The 20,107-nt window shown below is 64.8% G+C and carries 15 protein-coding genes and 3 pseudogenes; 8 read left to right on the top strand and 10 right to left on the bottom strand.

All coding sequences use genetic code 11. From position 1 onward, the window contains the following. Positions 1-34: 34 nt before the first annotated feature. The 4 genes from tatC (at position 35) to J1902_RS14150 (ending at position 6,733) form a co-directional block, all read left to right on the top strand. On the top strand, positions 35-829 hold the full coding sequence (tatC, locus tag J1902_RS14135) for a twin-arginine translocase subunit TatC (RefSeq protein ID WP_242702022.1): 795 nt from the start codon (positions 35-37) through the stop codon (positions 827-829). Positions 830-853: 24 nt separating this feature from the next. Beyond that, positions 854-3,814, top strand: coding sequence for a DEAD/DEAH box helicase (locus J1902_RS14140; protein ID WP_207616957.1), 2,961 nt, complete (start codon positions 854-856; stop codon positions 3,812-3,814). 37 nt (positions 3,815-3,851) lie between these two features. Beyond that, positions 3,852-5,519, top strand: coding sequence for an amidohydrolase (locus J1902_RS14145; RefSeq protein ID WP_207616958.1), 1,668 nt, complete (start codon positions 3,852-3,854; stop codon positions 5,517-5,519). A gap of 470 nt (positions 5,520-5,989) precedes the next feature. Continuing rightward, positions 5,990-6,733 carry a polyprenol monophosphomannose synthase gene (locus J1902_RS14150; RefSeq protein WP_207616959.1) on the top strand — a complete coding sequence of 248 codons (744 nt, stop codon included), beginning with the start codon at positions 5,990-5,992 and terminating at the stop codon, positions 6,731-6,733. Positions 6,734-6,848: 115 nt separating this feature from the next. On the opposite strand, the gene J1902_RS14155 is transcribed toward J1902_RS14150, so the two are convergent. From J1902_RS14155 to J1902_RS14175, 5 genes are all read right to left on the bottom strand, one after another. Further along, complete coding sequence (locus tag J1902_RS14155; protein ID WP_207616960.1) at positions 6,849-7,196, bottom strand: RNA polymerase-binding protein RbpA; 348 nt, start codon at positions 7,194-7,196, stop codon at positions 6,849-6,851. Positions 7,197-7,478: 282 nt separating this feature from the next. Then, positions 7,479-8,441, bottom strand: a complete 963-nt coding sequence (locus tag J1902_RS14160; RefSeq protein WP_207616961.1) for an SPFH domain-containing protein — start codon at positions 8,439-8,441, stop codon at positions 7,479-7,481. A gap of 114 nt (positions 8,442-8,555) precedes the next feature. After that, positions 8,556-9,017 carry an NfeD family protein gene (locus J1902_RS14165; RefSeq protein WP_207616962.1) on the bottom strand — a complete coding sequence of 154 codons (462 nt, stop codon included), beginning with the start codon at positions 9,015-9,017 and terminating at the stop codon, positions 8,556-8,558. A gap of 80 nt (positions 9,018-9,097) precedes the next feature. Then, entirely contained in the window at positions 9,098-9,952 is an 855-nt protein-coding gene (locus J1902_RS14170) for a methyltransferase domain-containing protein (RefSeq protein ID WP_207616963.1), read from the bottom strand. 45 nt (positions 9,953-9,997) lie between these two features. Continuing rightward, the gene (locus J1902_RS14175; protein WP_207616964.1) at positions 9,998-10,675 is read right to left on the bottom strand and encodes a peptide deformylase; all 678 of its coding nucleotides are present in this window, start codon (positions 10,673-10,675) and stop codon (positions 9,998-10,000) included. Between the two features lie 428 nt (positions 10,676-11,103). On the opposite strand from J1902_RS14175, the gene J1902_RS14180 reads away from it, so the two are divergent. Both J1902_RS14180 and J1902_RS14185 read left to right on the top strand, forming a co-directional pair. Then, a complete protein-coding gene (locus J1902_RS14180; RefSeq protein WP_242702023.1) occupies positions 11,104-11,301 on the top strand; it encodes a hypothetical protein in 198 nt (65 codons plus the stop codon). Between the two features lie 647 nt (positions 11,302-11,948). Further along, positions 11,949-12,305 (top strand): hypothetical protein, encoded by a 357-nt coding sequence (locus J1902_RS14185; RefSeq protein WP_207616965.1) that lies wholly within the window; start codon positions 11,949-11,951, stop codon positions 12,303-12,305. 642 nt (positions 12,306-12,947) lie between these two features. Here the strand turns inward: J1902_RS14185 and istB are convergent. Together istB and istA are read right to left on the bottom strand one after the other, a co-directional pair. Further along, a pseudogene (gene istB, locus J1902_RS14190) lies at positions 12,948-13,766 on the bottom strand (IS21-like element helper ATPase IstB). Beyond that, a pseudogene (gene istA / locus J1902_RS14195) lies at positions 13,763-15,442 on the bottom strand (IS21 family transposase). The pseudogenes istB and istA overlap by 4 nt, the downstream one beginning before the upstream one ends. A 150-nt stretch (positions 15,443-15,592) precedes the next feature. On the opposite strand from istA, the gene J1902_RS19710 reads away from it, so the two are divergent. Next, the gene (locus tag J1902_RS19710; RefSeq protein ID WP_307794457.1) at positions 15,593-15,790 is read left to right on the top strand and encodes a nuclear transport factor 2 family protein; all 198 of its coding nucleotides are present in this window, start codon (positions 15,593-15,595) and stop codon (positions 15,788-15,790) included. A 68-nt stretch (positions 15,791-15,858) separates the two neighbouring features. On the opposite strand, the gene J1902_RS14205 is transcribed toward J1902_RS19710, so the two are convergent. Genes J1902_RS14205 through J1902_RS14215 form a run of 3 tightly spaced genes read right to left on the bottom strand, consistent with a single transcriptional unit; the run spans position 15,859 to position 18,837 of the window. After that, complete coding sequence (locus J1902_RS14205) at positions 15,859-16,995, bottom strand: FAD-dependent oxidoreductase (RefSeq protein WP_207616966.1); 1,137 nt, start codon at positions 16,993-16,995, stop codon at positions 15,859-15,861. Further along, positions 16,988-17,704: a class I SAM-dependent methyltransferase gene (locus J1902_RS14210; RefSeq protein ID WP_207616970.1), complete on the bottom strand. Its 717-nt coding sequence runs from the start codon at positions 17,702-17,704 to the stop codon at positions 16,988-16,990. The genes J1902_RS14205 and J1902_RS14210 overlap by 8 nt, the downstream gene beginning before the upstream one ends. After that, positions 17,701-18,837 carry a type III polyketide synthase gene (locus tag J1902_RS14215; RefSeq protein WP_207616967.1) on the bottom strand — a complete coding sequence of 379 codons (1,137 nt, stop codon included), beginning with the start codon at positions 18,835-18,837 and terminating at the stop codon, positions 17,701-17,703. The genes J1902_RS14210 and J1902_RS14215 overlap by 4 nt, the downstream gene beginning before the upstream one ends. Positions 18,838-19,046: 209 nt before the next feature. Here J1902_RS14215 and J1902_RS14220 point away from each other — a divergent pair. After that, positions 19,047-20,107: pseudogene (locus J1902_RS14220) on the top strand (hypothetical protein); the annotation flags it as partial.

Genomic DNA, 20,107 nt, shown 5'->3' on the forward strand with positions numbered 1-20,107 from the left:
GACGAAGGGGCGCAAAGCCAATCCTGAAGCCCGGATGGCATTGCTTGATCATCTCAAGGAGCTGAAGAATCGGCTGTTCAAGGCAGCCATCGCGGTTATTCTTGGCACCGTAATCGGTTTCATCGCGTACCAGCCCCTGCTTGAAGCGCTGATCAAACCGATCAAGGACCTGAACGAAAAAGAGGGCCGGCTGGCCACGCTGAACTTCGACGGCGTGGCAAGTTCGTTCGACCTCATGGTGCAGGTCTCGGTGTTTCTCGGTCTGATCGCAGCCAGCCCGGTCTGGATCTACCAGCTCTGGGCGTTCATCGTTCCGGGCCTGCACAAGAAGGAGCGCCGTCTGGCCCTTTCCTTTGTGGCTGCTGCGGTGCCCTTGTTCGTGGGCGGCGTCCTGCTGGCGTGGTTGGTCCTGCCAAACGCCGTCCGTGTTCTGACGGACTTCACCCCGGTCGGCGGCTCCAACTTCATCAGCGCCGAAATCTATCTGGCCTTCGTACTCAGGCTCCTCCTGGCGTTCGGCATTGCCTTCCTGGTTCCCGTGGTCCTCGTGGGGTTGAACCTGGCCGGCATCATCAAGGGCAAGCAACTGGTGAAGAGCTGGCGCATCACGATCTTCCTGGTGTGCCTGTTTGCGGCCATGGCAGCTCCCGGCGCTGACGCCATGAGCATGTTCTACCTGGCAGCCCCCATGCTTCTGCTCTTTTTTGCCGCGATTGGCGTGTGCCTGCTCAACGACCGCCGCCGCGAGCGTCGTATTGCCAAGCGCGCTGCTGAGACCGAAGCCACGGCCGATACCGGTACCTCAGCCGCCGATCTGGAGAATCTCTAGACACACGGCCACTAGGCTTGAAGCATGTCCTCCATTTCCGGGTCTCCCTCACCATCAGACAGCTTCCAGGCGGCCGCGCAGCGGACCGCCGAGGCAAAGAGTCATCTTGGCGCCTTTGCCCGGACGCTGGAGTTCGAGCTGGACGATTTTCAGCGGGAGGCCTGCCGTTCCCTCCAGGAAGGCCGCGGCGTTTTGGTGGCGGCACCTACGGGCGCAGGCAAGACCATCGTCGGTGAATTCGCCATCTATCTGGCTCTGGAACGAGGGCTCAAGGCCTTTTACACCACACCCATCAAGGCCCTTAGCAACCAGAAGTTCTTCGAGCTGTCTGCAAAGTACGGTGCCGCCAACGTGGGCCTTCTTACGGGGGACACCACCATCAACGGCGAGGCACCCGTCGTCGTGATGACCACCGAGGTCCTTCGGAACATGCTGTACGCCGATTCGGCGACCCTGGGTGACCTGGGGTACGTGGTCATGGATGAGGTCCACTACCTCGCGGACCGCTTCCGCGGGGCCGTGTGGGAGGAAGTCATCATCCACCTGCCGAGCGAGGTGCAGGTGGCCTCGCTCAGCGCCACCGTCTCCAACGCGGAGGAATTCGGTGCATGGCTTGACACTGTCCGGGGCCACACAGACGTGATCGTCTCCGAGCATCGTCCGGTTCCCCTGTGGCAGCACGTCATGGTGGGCAAGGAAATCGTCGACCTCTTCGCCGGAGATACCAGTTTTGACGAGATCGCACCCGACGTGGCAGATTTCGGCGAAGCCGACGGCGCGCCCGTCGTGGCAGCAGCTGCCCGGGCGGCAGCCGCCAGGGCAGCGGATCGCGGCGCGGGCAAGGGAACGGCAACGCGCGTTGGGCAGGCGCCATCCCTTAGCCCGGAATTCGAAGTGAACCCCGAACTCCTGTCGATGGCCCGTGCCGAAAGCCGGATGAACTTCAACGGACGGTTCGGCCACGGCGGCCGCGGCCAGCGCCGCCAGCGCGAGGAACGGAGTTCCAGCGAGCAGCGGAGCCCCGTGCGGAAGGCGAGCAGGCCACAGGTCATCGCCAGCCTCCACCGCCAGGACCTGCTGCCCGCCATCACCTTCATTTTTTCCCGCGCGGGCTGTGACGCCGCTGTGGCGCAATGTGCCGCAGCCGGGCTGTGGCTGACCACCGAACGCGAACAGCAGATCATCGCGCTCCGTGTGGACGAGGCCAGCCACGAGATTCCCGCCGACGACCTCGACGTCCTCGGTTTCTGGAGCTGGCGCGACGGCCTCCTGCGCGGGCTGGCAGCCCACCACGCCGGGATGCTGCCTACGTTCAAGGAAGTCGTCGAGAAACTGTTCGCCGACGGGCTCGTCAAGGCAGTCTTTGCCACCGAAACCCTCGCACTGGGGGTCAACATGCCCGCCCGTTCGGTGGTGCTGGAAAAGCTCGACAAGTTCAACGGTGAAGCGCACGTCAACATCACTGCGGGGGAGTATACGCAGCTCACCGGACGTGCCGGGAGGCGCGGCATCGACGTCGAAGGCCACGCCTTGGTCCTGTGGCAGCCCGGCACGGATCCGGCGGCCGTGGCCGGCCTGGCATCCCGACGGACCTACCCGCTCAACTCCAGCTTCCGGCCCACGTACAACATGAGCATTAACCTGATAGCCCAGTTCGGCCGGGGGCGTGCCCGCGAAATCCTGGAATCCTCCTTTGCCCAGTTCCAGGCCGACCGTTCCGTGGTGGGCCTTGCCCGCCAGGTGCGCAGCAGGGAAGAGTCCCTGGCCGGCTACGCCGAGTCAATGAAGTGCCACTTGGGTGACTTCACGGCGTACGCCAGGCTGCGGCGCGAACTCAGCGACGCCGAGCAGTTCGCCGCCCGCAAGCAGCAGCGGGCCCGCAGGTCGCACGTGGCAGACTCGTTGACCAGTCTCATCCCCGGCGACATCATCAACATGTCCAGCGGCCGGACGCCGGGCTACGCCGTCGTTCTCAACTCTGACCTCAACGCGCGCGAGCCGCGGCCGGTTGTGCTGACTGCGGACAACCAGCTTCGCAGGATCGGCGTCCATGACGTCGACGGTCCCGTCTCGCCGGTTGTCCGGATCCGCATTCCGAAATCGTTCGACGCCAAGCTGCCCAAGCCGCGGCGCGATCTGGCTGCCTCCGTACGCGACGCCGTCCGCGAGGACGACGCCAAGGCCCGCCGCAGCAGCCGCAACGAAGGCTTCGGCCTCGGATCGCGCATGCCGGACCAGGAGAAGAAGATCGCGGACCTGCGCCGTGCCCTGCGCGCCCACCCATGCCATGGCTGCAGCGAACGCGAAGACCACGCCCGCTGGTCGGAGCGCTGGTGGAAGCTGCGACAGGAAACTGACGGCCTCGTCCGGCAGATCCAGGGCAGGACCAACACCATCGCCAAGACCTTTGACCGCGTGTGCGACGTGCTGTCCAGCTACGGATATCTGGAATCGTCCGACGGCGGCCAGGTCGCCATCAGCGCGGACGGCCAGCGCCTGCGCCGGATCTACGGCGAAAAGGACCTGCTGATTTCCCAGTCCATCCGACAGGGGGCCATCAGTGACCTCGACGCCGCAGAGATGGCGGCTCTGGCGAGCACCCTGGTGTACCAGGCCAAGCGCGAAGACCGCGGGCTGCGGCCCAGAATGCCTTCCGTTTCCCTCGAGTCGGCCGTGGATATCGTGGTCCGCGAATGGTCCCTACTCGAAGACACTGAAGAGCAGAACAAGCTTCCCCTGACGGGCGAGCCGGAGCTGGGCCTCATGTGGCCCATCTTCAAGTGGGCCAAGGGCCGGCACCTGCAGGAGGTCCTCAGCGGAACCGACATGGCGGCCGGCGACTTTGTCCGGTGGGCCAAGCAGGTTGTGGACCTGCTTGACCAGTTGGCCCAGATCCCCGGACTCGACCGCCGCCTGGCCAGGATCTGCCGTGAATCGATCGATCTCATCAGGCGCGGCGTCGTGGCGTACTCCACGGTCGGCTAAGCAATTCCGGTTTCCAGAAATTCAAGGAGCATTCAGCATGAACCAGCCCGGCACGCCCGACGGCAGCACCCAGCCGCGCAAGGTGACGATGTACCGCAACGGCTCGGTTTATACCGCTGCCGATCCCTTCGCCACGGCCATGGTGGTTGACGGCGACACAGTCGCCTGGGTTGGCTCGGAGCAGGCAGCTTCCTCGATCGCGGATTCGTCCATGGACGTCATCGACCTTCGTGGGGCCCTGCTGGCGCCTGGCTTCGTCGACTCGCATGTCCACCTCACTGAAACCGGTCTGGCCCTTGCGGGGCTACAGCTGGCCGGTGTCCGCTCGTCACGCGAACTGCTCGACGCCGTCGCCGCGTCCACCACGGACGGAACTGTGTCCACCGACGGAACCGTCCTGGGCCACGGCTGGGACGAGACCGCCTGGCATGACAGGACTTTGCCGACGCCGGAGGAGCTCGGGCGCGCCGCGGGTGGCCGGCCCGTCTACCTGTCCAGGATCGACGTCCACTCCGCACTCGTCTCTCCGTCCCTCGTGGCAGCGGCCGGTCTGCAGGGTATGGACGGCTTCGACGGCGGAACGCGGGTGGTGCGGGCGGCGCACACGGCTGCCCGGCTTGCTGCGCGGCAGTTCCCCGACGCCGACCGCCGCAGCTACCAGGGCACGGCCCTCTGTGAGGCCGCCGCCAACGGTTACGTGGCGGTCGCCGAAATGTCCGCTCCCCACCTGTGCAGCGCGGAGGACCTGCGCATGGCAGCGTCCTGGAACGATGACGGCGCAATGCCCGAAGTCCTGCCCTACTGGGGCCAACTGGCCACCTCTGCAGAACATGCACAGAGCATCCTGGATGGCCTGGGCACCCCTGTCCGGGGACTCGCCGGAGACTTGAACATCGACGGTTCCATCGGCTCCAGGACCGCGGCACTCCAGGAGGACTACAGCGACGCCGCGGGCCAGCGGGGCAGCCTGTACCTCTCGGTGGATGACGCCGCCAAACACCTGGCAGCCTGCTCTCTTCTGGGGATCCAGGCAGGCTTCCACGTCATCGGTGATGCCGGTCTGGAGGCAGCCCTGGATGCGCTCGACCTCGCTGCCGTCGAGGCCGGCGAGCAACGCGTCCGTGCTGCCGGCCACCGCTTCGAGCACGTCGAGATGGCCAGTCCCTCGGCGCTTGAGCGCCTGGCGAAGTACTCCGTCACGGTCAGCGCCCAACCGGCCTTCGATGCCGCGTGGGGCAGCCCCGGTGGGCTGTATGAGCAGCGGCTGGGGGAGCGTAGCCGGGAGATGAACCCGTTCGCCGCCTTCTACTCGAAGGGTGTCCCGGTGGCCTTCGGCAGCGACAGCCCCGTCACTCCCCTTCGTCCCTGGTCCAGCGTCCGTGCATGCCTGGAGCACAACAACCCGGAGCAGCGCATTTCCGCCCGGGCCGCCTTCCTGGGACACACCCGGGCGGGCTGGCGTGCCAGCAAGTACCGGAATCCGCTCATGGGCCAGCTGGTGCCCGGAGCGCCGGCCAGCTTTGCGGTATGGGAGGTGGAAGAGCTGATGGTCCAAGTGGCTGACAACCGGGTGCAGTCCTGGAGTACCGATCCCCGGGCGCGTACGCCCCTGCTCCCGGCCCTCGACACCGGCAAGGACCCTGCCTGCCTGCAGACCGTCCGTGAAGGCAGGGAGCTTTTCGCCAGCCCGGGGCTGCGCGGCTGAACTGCTACAAGGCGATTTCCCCTAAAAGCAACTTCCGCCACGACAAGGGCCCTGAGCTGGGACGACATGCGTTGCCCCAGCTCACCGGCCGGTTGACAGCTCCCGTGTAGTCAGTAGCATTGAGGCTCTACGGATGGTCCCGGCTTGAACGTCTGGGCATTCGGCCGCCGCCGGATCCGCCGGCCACATGTGCCGGCGGATCCTCGATTCCATGGCTGCGGCATGCAGTGTGGGCAGGTTCATAAGGTCTCAGAAAACAGTTCTTCCGGAACGCCGCACGTCCAGACGGAACTGGTCCTGGGCTTGTGGACCTGCCCGCAGAATGCTGGCCCATTGTGGCTTGCCCTGTGTCGGGCACCACAGCCAGCGGGAGGCCACCTTCCTTCGTCCTATAATTGGGAGTTGCGCCAGAATGCCAGCCTTGTGGCTGCTCCGGCACACTGACCGCTCCATCAAGGAAAGGCCTCTTCTTGCGTGTCCTGACGATCATTCCCACCTACAACGAGCTGGAATCCCTGCCGATAACCCTCGGAAGGCTGCGTGCTTCCGTGCCTGCCTCGGACGTCCTGGTGGTTGATGACAACAGCCCCGACGGAACCGGCCGCCTAGCCTACAGCATCGCCGCTGAGGACAGCCAGGTCCACGTCCTGCACCGGAAGGGCAAGGAAGGCCTTGGTGCCGCGTACATCGCAGGATTCAAGTGGGGCCTCGCCGCCGGCTACGACGTCCTTGTCGAAATGGACGCCGACGGTTCGCACAAGCCGGAACAGCTGCCGCTGCTGCTGGATGCCATCAACGACGGCGCCGACCTCGCCATGGGCTCCCGCTGGGTGTCCGGCGGCAGTGTGGTCAACTGGCCCCTGTACCGCCAGGCAATTTCGCGTATCGGCAGCACCTATGCCCGGATCATGCTGGGCGTGAAAATCAAGGACGTTACGGGCGGGTACCGTGCGTTCCGTCGCAGCACCCTTGAAGCACTCAAGCTGGATGATGTTGAGTCTGTTGGCTACGGCTTCCAGGTGGACCTGGCCTGGCGTGTCGCCAAGCTCGGCCTGAAGATCGAAGAGCGTCCCATCACGTTCGTGGAGCGTGAACTGGGTGCGTCCAAGATGAGCGGAAACATTGTGGTCGAGGCCATGATCAACGTCACGAAGTGGGGCCTCGCCGCACGCTGGGCAAAGCTGACCGGGCGCAAGACGCCGGTAGCCAAGTAGCCGGAAACGGGCCAGCACACGCCAGACAAACAAAGGCCGGGTCCGGTCACTGTGGGAATCCCAGTGACCGGACCCGGCCTTGTTGTTCATGAGCCGTTTCGGGGCGGCTGCGGCCTTAGGCCGAGCGGCGTTCCCCACGGCGTTCGCGGAGGATGTTCAGACGGTCTTCCAGGATGGTCTCCAGCTCCGGGAGGCTGCGGCGTTCAAGCAACATGTCCCAGTGGGTGCGGACAGCCTTCTCGTTGGCGTCAACCGGACGTTCGCCGTCCACCAGGAGGGCTTCCTTGCCGGTCTTGGAAACCCAGACAGGGGGGATTTCGGCTTCGGCGGAGAAGGTGACGAAGACCTGCTCGCCGTCCTCGCAGCGGTATTCGACCCGCTGGCGCGGCGCCGGCTCAACGCCGGATTCGGTTTCCATGCTCTGGGCGCCAAGGCGCATACCCCGCAGGCTGCGATCGCTCATGATTACTCCTCTGTCTGTTCGCGGAGCCGTACCCCGCGCTAGCCGGATGCCGATTGCGCGGCTTCCGGACTACTGTCTGCACTCGTTGCATCACTAGATGAAACGCCTGACCAAGCCTTAATGTTCCGTTCGGAATGATCCGGCCGGACAAATATCCTATTATACGCGGATTCCGGCCGGTAGGACAAAGCAGCAGGCCGGCCCGTGCAGGAATCGGAGAACGGCAACGGCCGGCCAGAACCTGGCCGGCCGTTGCCGTTGATCATCGGTTGCCCGCTGGGGCTATTCAGCGGAGCTCTTGGCCTCGCTGCTCTCGCTGCCGCTTCCGTTCGCAAACAGCCCTGCGCCGGGGGACTTCGTGTTGGTTCCGCCCAGCGCACTGCCGATGCCCTTCAAGGCCTCGCCGATTTCGCTGGGAACGATCCAGAGCTTGTTCGAGGAACCTTCCGCGATCTTGGGAAGCGTCTGAAGGTACTGGTAGGCCAGCAGCTTCTGGTCAGGGTTGCCCTTGTGGATTGCGTCGAAGACCTTCTGGATGGCCTGGGCTTCACCGTCGGCGCGCAGGATGGCCGCCTTGGCGTCACCTTCGGCCGCGAGGATTGCAGCCTGGCGCTGGCCCTCGGCAGTCAGGATCTGTGACTGCTTGGTGCCTTCGGCGGTCAGGATGGCTGCGCGACGGTCACGCTCGGCGCGCATCTGCTTTTCCATCGAGTCTTGGATGGAATGGGGCGGGTCGATGGCCTTGAGCTCCACGCGGGAAACACGGATGCCCCAGCGCCCGGTGGCTTCGTCCAGTACGCCACGGAGCTGGCCGTTGATCTGGTCGCGTGAGGTCAGCGCTTCTTCAAGGTTGAGCCCACCCACCACGTTGCGGAGCGTGGTGGTGGTCAGCTGTTCCACTGCCTGGATGTAGTTGGCGATCTCGTAGGTGGCGGCCCGGGGGTCCGTCACCTGGAAGTACACCACGGTGTCGATGGAGACGACCAGGTTGTCCTCGGTGATGACCGGCTGCGGCGGGAAGGACACCACTTGTTCGCGGAGGTCGAGAAGCGGCAGCAGCCGGTCGACAAACGGAATCAGGATGGTGAGCCCCGGGTTGAGCGTGCGCTGGTACTTGCCGAGGCGTTCAACGACGCCGGCACGTGCCTGCGGGATGATCCGGACCGAGCGGACCAGCACGATGATTACAAAAATGACGAGAACAATCAGCACTATCGCGGCTGCTGTTCCTCCCAAGCCATCCATACATCTCCTTCATTCCCCAGTTGCGTGGTTTGATGCGGTGTACCCCGCGGCAGTGCCATGGAACGCTGTCTGCCGCGGACGTTCTTGTGCTCGCTGCGCTGGCTCGCCGACCGCCTAGCGCGGGCTGTTGTCGGAGGTCGAGGCGACCACCGCCGTCGCACCATCGATCTTGGTGACCTCCACAGTTTCCCCGGCCTCAATCAAGCCTCCGGTGCTGCGCGCACTCCAGACGTCGCCGCCGATCTTGACGAGGCCGCCGGTACCGCTGACGGCTTCCATGACGAGGGCGGACTGGCCGATGAGCCGGTCAACATTGGTGCGCTGCTCCGCCGGACCCTTGCGCAGGTGTTTGAGCGCGACCGGACGGACGAAAGCGATCATCAGGAGGGAGACGACCGAGAAGACCACGATCTGCAGCCAGAAATCGGCGCCGGCGAAGTCTGCGATCAGCCCCGCGAGGGCTCCGCCGCCGAGCATGATGAAGAAGAGATCGAGAGTCAGCATCTCCACCACGGCAAACGCCAGGAAGACTGTGAGCCACAGTGCCCACCAGTTCTCGCCAAGCCATTCGAACATCGTTCCCCCTTGTTCCCGGATCCGCGTAAGCGAAATCACAGTCGCTGTTTTTCCATCCTAGCCCCGCGTGCGCATTCGCGTCAGGAAGTGGAGACTGCGGTGGTGAAAACGCTGATGCCAAACCTTGCAGTGGCCGTGACGGCCTCGTCCGCACGCACCGATCGGGCCAGGGCCGCACGGTCCAGATGGTGTCCCGCCGGTCCCATGAAGGCAAGATCGGCCAGCTCGGTTCCGGTCAGCTGAAGCGGGATGTCCAGCTCCATGGTGGTTCCGGGCGCGAAGTGCTCCTGCATGCTCTCAGCCAGCCTCTCGGCCTTGCCGTCTTCGATGCCAAGCATGCCGGTGCGTGCCGCGATTTCCGCCAGATGCCCGGGGCGCGGCGTCACCACGATGAGCGCACCACCCGGCCGCAGCACGCGGGCGAACTCGGCGGGGTTGCGCGGCGCAAACACCACCAGGACGACGTCGACGGCGGCATCGGCGACCGGCAGCGGGCGCCAGATGTCCCAGACCAAGTTGACGGCTTCCGGGTTCAGGCGGGCCGCCCGGCGCAGGGCGAACTTGGAGATGTCCAGTCCGATGGCGGCAGCGGGCGAACGGTCCAGGACGGACCGGAGGTAGTGTCCGGTGCCCGTGCCGGCGTCGAGCACCAGGGCATTGGGCGGGGCCAGCGCAGGCGCGGCCAGTTCCGCAACTGCTGCCGCCATGGCAGCGTAGTGACCAGCGGCCAGGAAGCTGTGGCGGGCCGCCACCATGTCCGCCGAATCGGCCTCGAAGGGCGTTCCCTTGCCCGTCAGGAGGTTGTAATAGCCCTGCTTGGCGGCGTCAAAGCTGTGCCGGCTGCCGCACACGAGGGCCGCCCGGGGACCCGTGGTTCGGCGGAGGGCGTCCTGGCAGATGGGACAGCGCAAGGAGGCAACGGCGTCGGGAGGCATGGTCTCCATCCTACGGTGGGCGGACGCGCCTGTTGCCGCTGCCGGCTAGTCGACGAGGAAACCCAGAGCACTGCGGGCCGCGTCGATACCGGGTGTTGCCCAGTTGGCCGAGTATTCGGAGTTGTTGGACAGGGACCTCAGCTCGGCCCGGTCGAGGTAGAGGGCTCCGTGCAAGTGGTCGGTTTCGTGCTGGACGATCCGGGCCTGCCAGCCAGTGAAATCGGCGACAGCGCCGTTGCCGTCCGGACGCAGGTAGTCGAGGCGCACGTCCCGGTGCCTGGTGACCACCGCCTGCAGCCCGGTGACCGACAAACAGCCCTCGAAGAACGAGGCAGATTCCGTGCCCAGCGGCTCATAGCGGGGGTTGAGCATTGCGAAGAACTCCAGCGGTTCGCGTCCGCGCAACGCCGCCGCGGCAGGATCTATGTCGTACTGGTCCTCAAGGACTGCGAGCTGCAGCGGAATCCCGAGCTGCGGCGCTGCCAGCCCGACGCCTGGGGCCGCGTGCATCACGTCGCGCATCCGGCGGATCAGCAGCTGGAGTTCGGCGTCGTCCAGCTGGCCGTCGTACGGAGCCGAGTGCTGCCGCAGTACCGGATGTCCGGCCTGCACAATGGGCGGCAGTGCCTCAAGGTCCAAGAGTTGCAGGACTGTGTCCCTGATCCGGGAGGCGCTGAACGTGGTCCCTGGGCTCGCGGCGATGGGTCGGGGCTGGTGGCTCATGCTTCGAGCCTATCGTCCGGTGCATGCAGCCGTGACGAAGTCCAGGATGTCGCCGCGCAGCGCCGCGGGAGCAGCCACCTTGACCGTCCCGCTGCTTCCGCTACCGGTGAGCGAAACGTGGAACGGGATGAGCGTGCCGCCTTGCCGCCAGCACCTGAGCTGGAGTCCGATGATATGGGTGGCGTAGTTGACTGGGAGATCTGTCCAATCAGTCCTGGAACGGGTTGAGTGGTGCCCCGTTGACGGCGCACCAGTGCCGCCGGACGCGCACGAAGCGAGAAGGACTGCCGCGGGCACCATCAGGACAATGCAGTGCCCGACGGCGGCCGCGCGCCGTCGTCGTCCGCCCACCGGCTGAGTCCAGGCACCCTCGAGTGCAGTCCAGAAGGTTGCGGGAAGGCCTGCAGGGGCCTGCCCTAGCTCGTCGGATGAGCGAAACGACCCCCGTGGAATGCGTGCTTGGATTCGTCCGTGCCGTGGAGGCCGGCGGCGGTGCCGGGCAGCTGCGGCCCTATCTGGCCGAGGACTTCCAGCTCACGGAGTGGCCGAATGTCCTGGCGAAATCCGGGGCGACGCGCAATCTGGAAGAGACGCTTTCCGGGGCCGATCAGAGTAGTGGCATCTGAGTATGTCAATCATTCTTGGCCCCGGTTTGACGGGCATTTTCGGCCCCACGTCATGGCCTGTGGGCCGGTGCAGCTCTGGCTGCACTTGTGCGAATCGCATTATTGGGCGCCCAGCGGCGCTCTGATATACGCGTTGACATCTTTTGCTGCCACTTGCAGAATCAGAGCACGTCTTTGTGCACTCCCGAATGGTTGCCCGCTTTAGGGGTCTTGGGAGGGCCTTCGATGTGGCCGATTTTCCGTTTGGGGGCTGGATTTTCGAAGCACATCACGCCTTTTTGCGGTGGTTGGTCTTTCGACGCATGGTCAAGATCAGACTGGGGAAGGATTGTTGTGAAGAAAAAGGTCTCTCAACGAGCAAGGATCCTGTCATTGTCAATGGCAGTCGCCCTTGTTTTCAGTGCACTGTTGGGCGTGGGAGGTGCAAACGCGGCGCCCTCGCCGGCTGATCCGGGGAGCTACACGCCCGCTCCTTCGCTTCCGATTGAGGCGTCCTCACCGAAAGTCAAGGCAGATTTCGACGCTCACTTGGCCAAGGTGAAGGAAGAAGTCCGTGCCAACGGTGGCCGGATCGTTGGTGAACAGAAGGTTGCCTATGAACCTGCCCCGGGGAAAGCCTCAGCAAAGAAGGGGAGACGGTAACACCCATGTCCTTTCCCAGCGGGTGTGGCCTCTATGTGATTACCTACTTCAACTACCGCCAGAACACCTACAGCGACGTGGTACATTCAGCGCTCACCTCGTGCACCTTCAGCGTCTACTACATCGGCATGGAATCCGTCCTGAACAAGTACGACACATACTGGGGCTGGTGGAACACTGTCGACTATGGCTCCGCTGGACTCTACAACACCAGTTCCCTGACCTCGGCCGCTTACTTCACGTGCACGACTGGAAACCTCAGCGGTTTCTCAGGAAGCACCAGCGGAGAGTTGTACCGCGGAGGGACCCGGTACACGGCTGCGGCGTACGACGGAACGTATTTCTGGGACTGCGGAAACTAACTTCCGGGGCCGGCGGCGGGGCTCTTGGACCCGCCGCCGGCCCCCGGCATCTGAATCAGCCGATCATAGGTCCTGCAAAGGAATGGCTCGGCAGCCTGGACCCGGTCGGCAGCTATTTGAAACATGTCAATGTAATGCCCACCCGGAACCTGAACCCTGGGCAGCCTTCCTGGTTCAACGATCCAGAACGCACCAGGAAATGCTGCCAAGACGGTATCCGCGTAGTACACGGCAACATCGCGTGAAAACTCATCAACGTCGCCCGCAGGGTATGACCGGCTTCTGATTGCCTCGTCCAGCCGTGCCAAGCCTTCCCGCGAACACGCAACGTTATTCCCTTCACGCGGAAGAAGCGGTTCCAACGTCGGATACCAGCGCAAGAGCCCGCTAAAGCGTTCTGTAGACCGTGCCTCATCTTCCCGCACATAGGCCGCGTACCAGCGGCTGGGAGGATGCGACAGAGCGAATTTCACCGCAGCCCGCGTACGCTCAAGGCTCTCCCCATCTATTTCGGACACACCAACCGACCCCCTAAGGACAGAGCCCAATGCAGTTTGGCACCGGGTCCGCAGCCCGGTCGTGCAGTGAATCTACGCCGCAACGTCTCCTGCGGCAACGGCTATATCCGGCCCACCGCCCGGCTTAGCCGGCGGCCTGTTGGGCGAGGGTGTGGGCGAGGCGGTAGGAGTCGGTACCGGTTTCGATGATGGTGCCGTTGAAGGTCAGCCGGTCCACGATCGCGGCGCACAACCTGGGGTCGGCGAAGGTTTTCGTCCACCCGGAGAAGGATTCGTTGGAGGCGATCGCGATGGAGTTCTTCTCTTCGCGTTCGGTCAGGACCTGGAAGAGGAGTTCGGCGCCACGGCGGTCCAGTTCCATGTAACCCAGCTCGTCAATGCAAAGCAGGTCCACCCGCCCGTAGCGGGCGATGGTCTTGGCCAGGACCTTCTCATCGGCAGCCTCCACAAGCTAGTTCACCAAGCGCGTGGCAAGGGTGTATTTGACCCGGTATCCCTTCTCCGCCGCGGCGGTGCCGAGCCCGATGAGCAGGTGGGACTTACCGGTACCGGAGTCCCCGATCAGGCACAGAGGTGCGCCCTTGCGGATCCAGTCCCCGGCCGCCAGGGTGTGGATGGTGGCGGCGTTGATGTTCGGATTCGCATCGAAGTCGAAATCCCCGAGCCATTTGTCCCGGGGAAAGTTCGCGGCCTTGACCCGGCGGATCGAGGAACGCCGGTCCCGGTCATCACACTCGGCCAGCAACAGTTCGGCCAGGAACCCTTGGTAGCTCAGTTGTTCCTTCCCGGCGACGACCAGGGCTTCGTCCAGGACCGCCCGGACCGTGGGCAGGCGCAGCCGGCGGCAGGCCTGGTCCACGGCGGCGAGGGCGGCTTGTTCGGTCAGGCCGCGGCGCCGGCGCAGGACCGGGGTGATCGTGGCGGCAGGGGCGGTGGGACTCATGAGATGTTCTCCTTCGACACGGTTCCTGCAGGGGCGGGTTGGATGCGTTTGGCCAGCAGCTCGTCATAGGCACTGACCGAGGGCAGCGGCCGGGTATCGGCCGGGAGCCCTGCGATGACCGCGGCGGGGTCCATGAGCCGGCGCTGGGTCAGGCTGACAACCCGCTGCACTTTCACGTCAGCGTGAGCACCGGAATGACGGTCCGAACCGGACCCACCCGCCGGAATGTTTGCGGCGTGCCTGCGGGCTTCGACCGCGACCACGTCGGCACTGACAGCACCCACCCCCAGGGCCGCGGTGATCCCTGCCTGGATGTCGGCGGCGTCCATGGACAGGTGGAGCAGCAGCACGTCGATGAGTTCACGGGTGCCGTCGGCGTCGCCGTTGACCCGCCGGGAGGCAGCCCAGAACGCCTCATGGGCGCTGCTGAACGCACCGGACTCCCGCGCCCGGGCCAGGGCGGTGGAACCGGGCAGGGCGCCGGGCTTGGTCTTCAGGACCTCGAGGTAGTGGTCCAACTGCACCGAGCACCCGGACCGGGCCGCGACCCGCTGATGCCTGGCGGCCACGGTGCGGCCGTCGAACACCACGACCTCGGACGCCCGCAAGGACACCCGGACCTTCCTGCCGATGAACCGTGCCGGGACGGAATACTTCACCATCCGCACCGTGACCATCGACGACCTGTCCACCCTGGGGTTCAGCACCAGGCCCGGATCAAATTGCCCCGCCGGCAAGGGTGCCAGGAAGGGCCGCTCGGCGGCGAAGTCCTGCCCGATGGTGCGGATCCTGTCACCGATCCGGCGGGCATCGTCCTGGGCTTCCCATTCCCGGATGCGGTCGTTGAGCTCATCCAGGGATCCGGCGACCGGCATCGGGGAGAGCCTGTTGCGCCGGAACCAACCCACCTCCCCTTCGACCCCGCCCTTCTCATGCGCCCCGGCAATGCCGGGCTGGCAATAGAAGGCATCGAAATTGTAGAACGAACGGAACAACACCCACCGGTCATTCTCCTGGCGCTGCCGGCCCTGCCCGAACACCACAGCGGTGACAGCGCTGGTCAGGTTGTCGTACCGGATGTGCCTGACCGGCACGCCGCCGATCTCGGTGAACGCCTCGATATGGCCCTCCAGGAACGCTTCCTGGGCCTGGGTCGGGTAAATCCGGTGGATGGCCTTGCCCGAGCGGGACAGCCGGAAGACGAACATGTGGCACTTCGTCTTCACACCGTCCAGGACCCCCCAGACCTCACCGAAATCCACCTCCGCCTCCGCGCCCGGCGCATGCTCCTGCGGCACGAACACCTCCACCCGGCGGCCGGCCTCCACATCGATCTGAGCCCGGCGGACCCGCACGTAATCCCGCACGGTGGAGTACGACAGCTGCTCCGCGCCGTGCTCCTCGATGAGCCGGGCGAGGATCCTGCGGGCAGTATGGCGCTGCTTCCGCGGCGCCGTCGTGTCCTCGACCAGCATGGCATCGATCGCGGCCTTGAACGGCTCCAGCCGTCAGGACACCCCTTCCCTCGGTTTGCGTTCCGGAGGGGCAGCGGATTCCAGAGCCTGCCTCACCGTTCTCCGGTGGACCCCGTGCCGGGCCGCCAACGCACGCACAGACAGGCCCTCGACCCGGGCGTCCCTTCGGATCCGTGCGAACAACTCCACTCTCGACTCCATCCAGACCAGCCTTCCGCCGCATCCATCCATTGATGAATCCAACGTTGAAGGTGGGGCCATGTATAACCGTCACAAGGTGCCCGGCGAGTTACGAAGTGGGGCCAGAGATAACCGTCTTACCGGGGCCATCCAAACCTGTCACAGTCAGGCATCGTTTCCGGGCAGCGATTCGAGCTCGTCCGAAGTACCTGTGACGGCGACCGTGTGGTGCTGGAAATGAATTGGTCCGCGACCCTTCTGATTGACCTCCCGCATTGGGATGCCGGTGACACCATCCGCGCGCGCAGCACGGCAGTCTTCGAACTGCGTGAAGGGAGGATCATCAGCCAGGACAGCTATGACTGCTAGTACACGCAGATACTACACGCAGACCGGCTGACTGCCTGTCGCTCAGCCTTGCCGCGGTCTGGCGTGTGTCAGTGCATGGTGAAGCGCCGGGCCACAAGGTCTGCGACGGCGGGCATCGCGATGCCGCGGCCAAACATCCGGTTTCTGGCGGCGAGTAGCTGCGGCGGCAGCGGCCGCCCGAGGACCATGTTCAGGCCGGCCTGGCGGACGGCTCGCAAGGCAGCACGGTAGCGGCTCTGTTCGTAGTCCTGAAGTTCCCGGCCGACCGGTTCGCCCGCCAGAGCCCTACCGACAATCGGGGCAAGGGCTGCGGCGTCAAGCCAGCCCAGGTTCATGCCCTGGCCACCGATCGGGCTGATCTCATGTGCGGCATCGCCCAACAGCGCCACCCGTCCGTGGATGGTCCGCCGGGCAAGCCTCGAGCGCACCTCGAAAGCGCTGAGCATCGAATTGCTTTCCACATCGAGGTGCGTGGCCGTGCGGACACGTACCAGCTGCGCAAGAAGTTGCGCAGTCGGCTCGGTGCACGGTTCGCCCAACCTGACCACCCAGCGGCGGATGCCGCCCGGCAGGGGGAAGCACTCCACGATGCCCTGAGGCTCCAGAAACAATACGGCGTCGTGTCCATTCGGAGTATTGTCGCCGAAGTCGCCCATGATGTAGCAGTCCGGATAGTGGCGCACCTTTTCTTGCTGCCCTAGCTGGCTGCGGATCCGGGAACGGGCGCCATCTGCGGCAATCACCAGTCTGGCCGTCAACTCCAGCACCTCAGTGCGGCAGCGGGCGGCCCGGACAAGGACGCTGCCGCCGTCGTCGAACACGTCCAGGACTTCGACGCCGCGGCAAAGGGCATCCGGATCCAATGTCCGGACGGTGTCCTCGAGCACCTGTCCGGTGATTGCCTGCGGCACGGAGAGAATGAAGGGAAACGCCGATGACGTCCCGCTGAAGTCCAGGCCGGCTACTTTGCGGCCCCGGCTGTAGGCGGTACCGTGGGCGATCCGGATGCCCTGGTCGGCTAAGGTTGATGCTGCCTCGACCGTGTCGAGCACGGCCAGCGCGGGCGGGTGGATGCCGATGGCCCTGCTTTGTTCGCCACGGGTGCCGCGCTGTTCCAGAATTGAGACGTCCAGGCCCTGCCGGAGCAGGAGGGCTCCCATGAACAGGCCCACGGGGCCCGCGCCGACGATGATGACATCATGCACCGGCGCGCTCTTCCTGCCTATACGTCAGCAGGTTGTGCCACGGCCCGTGCCGTTCCACCTGCCATTCCTGCGGCACAGCCATCCGCAGCTCTTCCGGAGTGTAGCTCCGCCGGATGGACGTGAGTCCGTCCCCGCAAATGTAGGAACCGAGACCGAGTGGCCAGAAGCCGGCAAGGAAGAGATAGTAGGCGGCCGCACTGCGGCGCAGATCATTGTGGAAGGCCCATCCGCTGCAGAGTTGCTCGGAATCGCCCAGGACACCGGCCAACTGGCCAGGCGTGAGGTGGTGGAGGATGTGGTTGGAGATCACGACGTCGAAACGGCAGCCTTCAGCCACAAGCTCGCCGCTGAAGCACCTCCTGTATGTCACCGCGTCATTGGGCACCGCCCGACTGGCAAAGCGGAAGGCACGGTCGTCAGGGTCTATGCCGGTCACCTCCAGCTTCAGGCCATCGCGGAGCGCCCAGCCGGCCAGGGCCCGGGCAACATCGCCGCCCCCGCAACCGATGTCCAGGAGCGTGGCGCTCCCCTGCGCAAGCAGCAGCGGCCTGATCCGCTCCCGGTAGATGCCGTGCCAGCCTGACAGCAGACGGTTGACCACCGGGAAACGAGCATAGCTGCGGTTGAGGCGGCGGAGATCGCAGTCGGGCTTGTCCATGTCCTCAACCGCGTCCAGGGCACGCTCGCGGAGCAACCCGGCCGGCATCAGGGCCCCGGAGAGATGAGGGTAAACAGGCCCGTCTCCACGGTGAGTCCCGGGCCGAACGCCATGGAGCAAATTCTCTCCTCGCGTCCGGCAGGGGCCTGTTCCAGGATGTATTTGAGGACGAACAATACGGTGGCGCTGCTCATGTTGCCGAAGTTGCGCAGGGTTTCGCGTGACGGCACCAGCTGTTTTTCTGTGAGCTCAAGCTTGGACTCCACCTTGTCCAGGATGCTGCGGCCGCCCGGATGGATCGCCCAGTGTGTGATGTCCCTGTAAGGGAGCCCTTTCAGCACCGGTTCCCGGGCAAGGAGCGGCTCAAGGGCCCCGGTGATGTGCTCTTCGATGATGTGCGGAACATACGTGCCGAGCACCATCTCAAAGCCTTCGTCGCCGATGTTCCATGCCATGGTTTCCTCGCCGACCGGCGTCAGGACCGTCTCGAAATGGTCCAGCCTGATGGCCGGGTCCGGGCCCTGCGGTTCGCGGGTGGTCACGACGGCGGCGGCGGCCCCGTCAGCGAAGATCGCCGAGCCCATGATGGTGTCCGGATCATTGGACGTGCGCACATGCAGGGAGCAGAGTTCGGCGCAGATCACCAGGACAACGGCTGCCGGATCGGCCTCGCAGAACTGCCGGGCGGCCCTGAGCGCGGGAAAGGCCGCATAGCAGCCCATGAAGCCCAGGTGGTAGCGCTGCACGGCCGGACTGAGCCCGAGCGCACGGACCACTTTGTAGTCCGGCCCCGGGTTGTAGAAACCGGTGCAGGAAACGGTGATGACGTGGGTTATTTCAGCCAGGTCAATGTCCGGGACAGCGGAAACCGCGGCTTTCGCAGCTTCTATGAACAGTTTGGTGGCCTCCGTGGCAAAGAGTTCATTCCTGACCTTGGTGCTTGGACTCAGGACTTCGTTGGTTGCCGGGTTGAAAAACGCCGGTTTATCAGGGCGTGCGCCCAGGCTCAATTCCGCAACCGCAGTGTAACGGGTGTCTATGGCCGCAGAATCAAAGCATGTCGTGACAAGCCTGGACCCGAGCCGCGTCAGACCTGCCTGGGCCGCAAAGACCTCGCGGGCCTGCGTTTGGACCAGAACGGTAGGAGGAACGGCGGTTTCCAAAGACCTCACGTATACCGGCATGCTTCATTCTTAGCGAGGAACGGGTGGATGACAATGGTGCAGGGCCGCACCCTGCCGGTGCCTGCCCGGCGTCGGTCTCATGGGGGACGGCGCTGCCTGAGGCCGGCTGGCGGCAGGCACGGGCCGTCGGGAAGCTGTGGTGGCGCACGGTAGGGGCGTGGCCAACTAGTGTTTGGTGAAGTCAGATCAACAAACATGCAGGAGTTCCGGTGCGTCCGAAGCCGTATCATTTCAGGTCGATCCCGACGTTGTGGGTGGATTACGTGTCGGGGCGGGGGGTGTTTTCGAATGGGCAGGCTGTCCGTCCGAAGATTGGTGAGCGCCGGAAGAATCCGAATCTGCTCGATATGCTGGACACCGCTGCGGAGGTGGGGGCCGAACGGATCATGTTCACGGGCACTGTTCCTGTGAACGACCGCGAAGTGCGCCACTGGCTTCTGGTGCAGACGCCTGGCTGGAATGCCGGATGGATTGACCAGGCAGGGCAGATGGTGGGTCACTGGCTCGGCACCCCCGTGACCGGCCGTTTCGAACGTGTTGCCACTGGGCAGCGGGTTGAGGTGAGGACCGCCGCCGAATGGTTTGGCAGCACTCCACTGAACCCGGAGCAGGCACGCCAGGCGTGGGACGCTACGGCGTTTCTGGTGGGGGAGGCGTTCCGGGGCCAGCATTTGGGCAAGACTCCGGCCGCGACGGGCACGAATCTTTGGGCAGTGTCGTTGCCTGCGGGTTTGGATCTTGAGCAGGTCACGGATGATATCGCCCAGGAGCTCCACCGGACGTCGGGCCAGCATCATCTCGAACACTTGGTAGGGGGCCTGTCGTTCGCTGCGCATGAGGATTGTGTTCCGTTGGTGGATCCTGTTGTGCTGCCCAGGCTGGAGACGTTCGCGTATGTTGATGGCCGTTTCATGTATGCCTCGTTGTGTCGTGAGTTGGGGGTAGGGCCCGGGGTACGCCTTAACCGTGCGGACACGGTCGATCTTTTGGATCGGGACCCGTATGCGAGGGCCAGGGTTTTGGTGCGGTTCAAGGTCCCGGATACGTGGAACCATGCGGGGATTCTTGGGGTGCGGCACGCGAGGGCCGAGGAGGGTTGGTATTATCCGAACCGTCCGGGCGCGGTCGGGGAGACCTGGGCGGACACGGCCGAGTTGCATGTTGCCCGGAAGGCCGGATGGTTGATCGATCCGATCGAGTCCGTCGCGTTCACGAAGACCACCACCAGCGAGGGTGGGCGTGTTGTGGTGCGGCCGTTGGATACCTTCGC

It is taken from the genome of Arthrobacter cavernae, assembly GCF_017368795.1.
GTDB classification, from domain to species: Bacteria; Actinomycetota; Actinomycetes; order Actinomycetales; family Micrococcaceae; genus Arthrobacter; species Arthrobacter cavernae.

Coding starts and splice junctions, on each gene's coding strand:
- J1902_RS14185 (WP_207616965.1), top strand. CDS start 11,949: ATGTCCTTTCCCAGCGGGTGTGGCCTCTATGTGATTACCTACTTCAAC.
- J1902_RS14175 (WP_207616964.1), bottom strand. CDS start 10,675: ATGAGCCACCAGCCCCGACCCATCGCCGCGAGCCCAGGGACCACGTTC.
- J1902_RS14215 (WP_207616967.1), bottom strand. CDS start 18,837: ATGCCGGTATACGTGAGGTCTTTGGAAACCGCCGTTCCTCCTACCGTT.
- J1902_RS14145 (WP_207616958.1), top strand. CDS start 3,852: ATGAACCAGCCCGGCACGCCCGACGGCAGCACCCAGCCGCGCAAGGTG.
- J1902_RS14155 (WP_207616960.1), bottom strand. CDS start 7,196: ATGAGCGATCGCAGCCTGCGGGGTATGCGCCTTGGCGCCCAGAGCATG.
- J1902_RS14140 (WP_207616957.1), top strand. CDS start 854: ATGTCCTCCATTTCCGGGTCTCCCTCACCATCAGACAGCTTCCAGGCG.
- J1902_RS14165 (WP_207616962.1), bottom strand. CDS start 9,017: ATGTTCGAATGGCTTGGCGAGAACTGGTGGGCACTGTGGCTCACAGTC.
- tatC (WP_242702022.1), top strand. CDS start 35: ATGGCATTGCTTGATCATCTCAAGGAGCTGAAGAATCGGCTGTTCAAG.
- J1902_RS14170 (WP_207616963.1), bottom strand. CDS start 9,952: ATGCCTCCCGACGCCGTTGCCTCCTTGCGCTGTCCCATCTGCCAGGAC.
- J1902_RS14160 (WP_207616961.1), bottom strand. CDS start 8,441: ATGGATGGCTTGGGAGGAACAGCAGCCGCGATAGTGCTGATTGTTCTC.
- J1902_RS14180 (WP_242702023.1), top strand. CDS start 11,104: ATGAGCGAAACGACCCCCGTGGAATGCGTGCTTGGATTCGTCCGTGCC.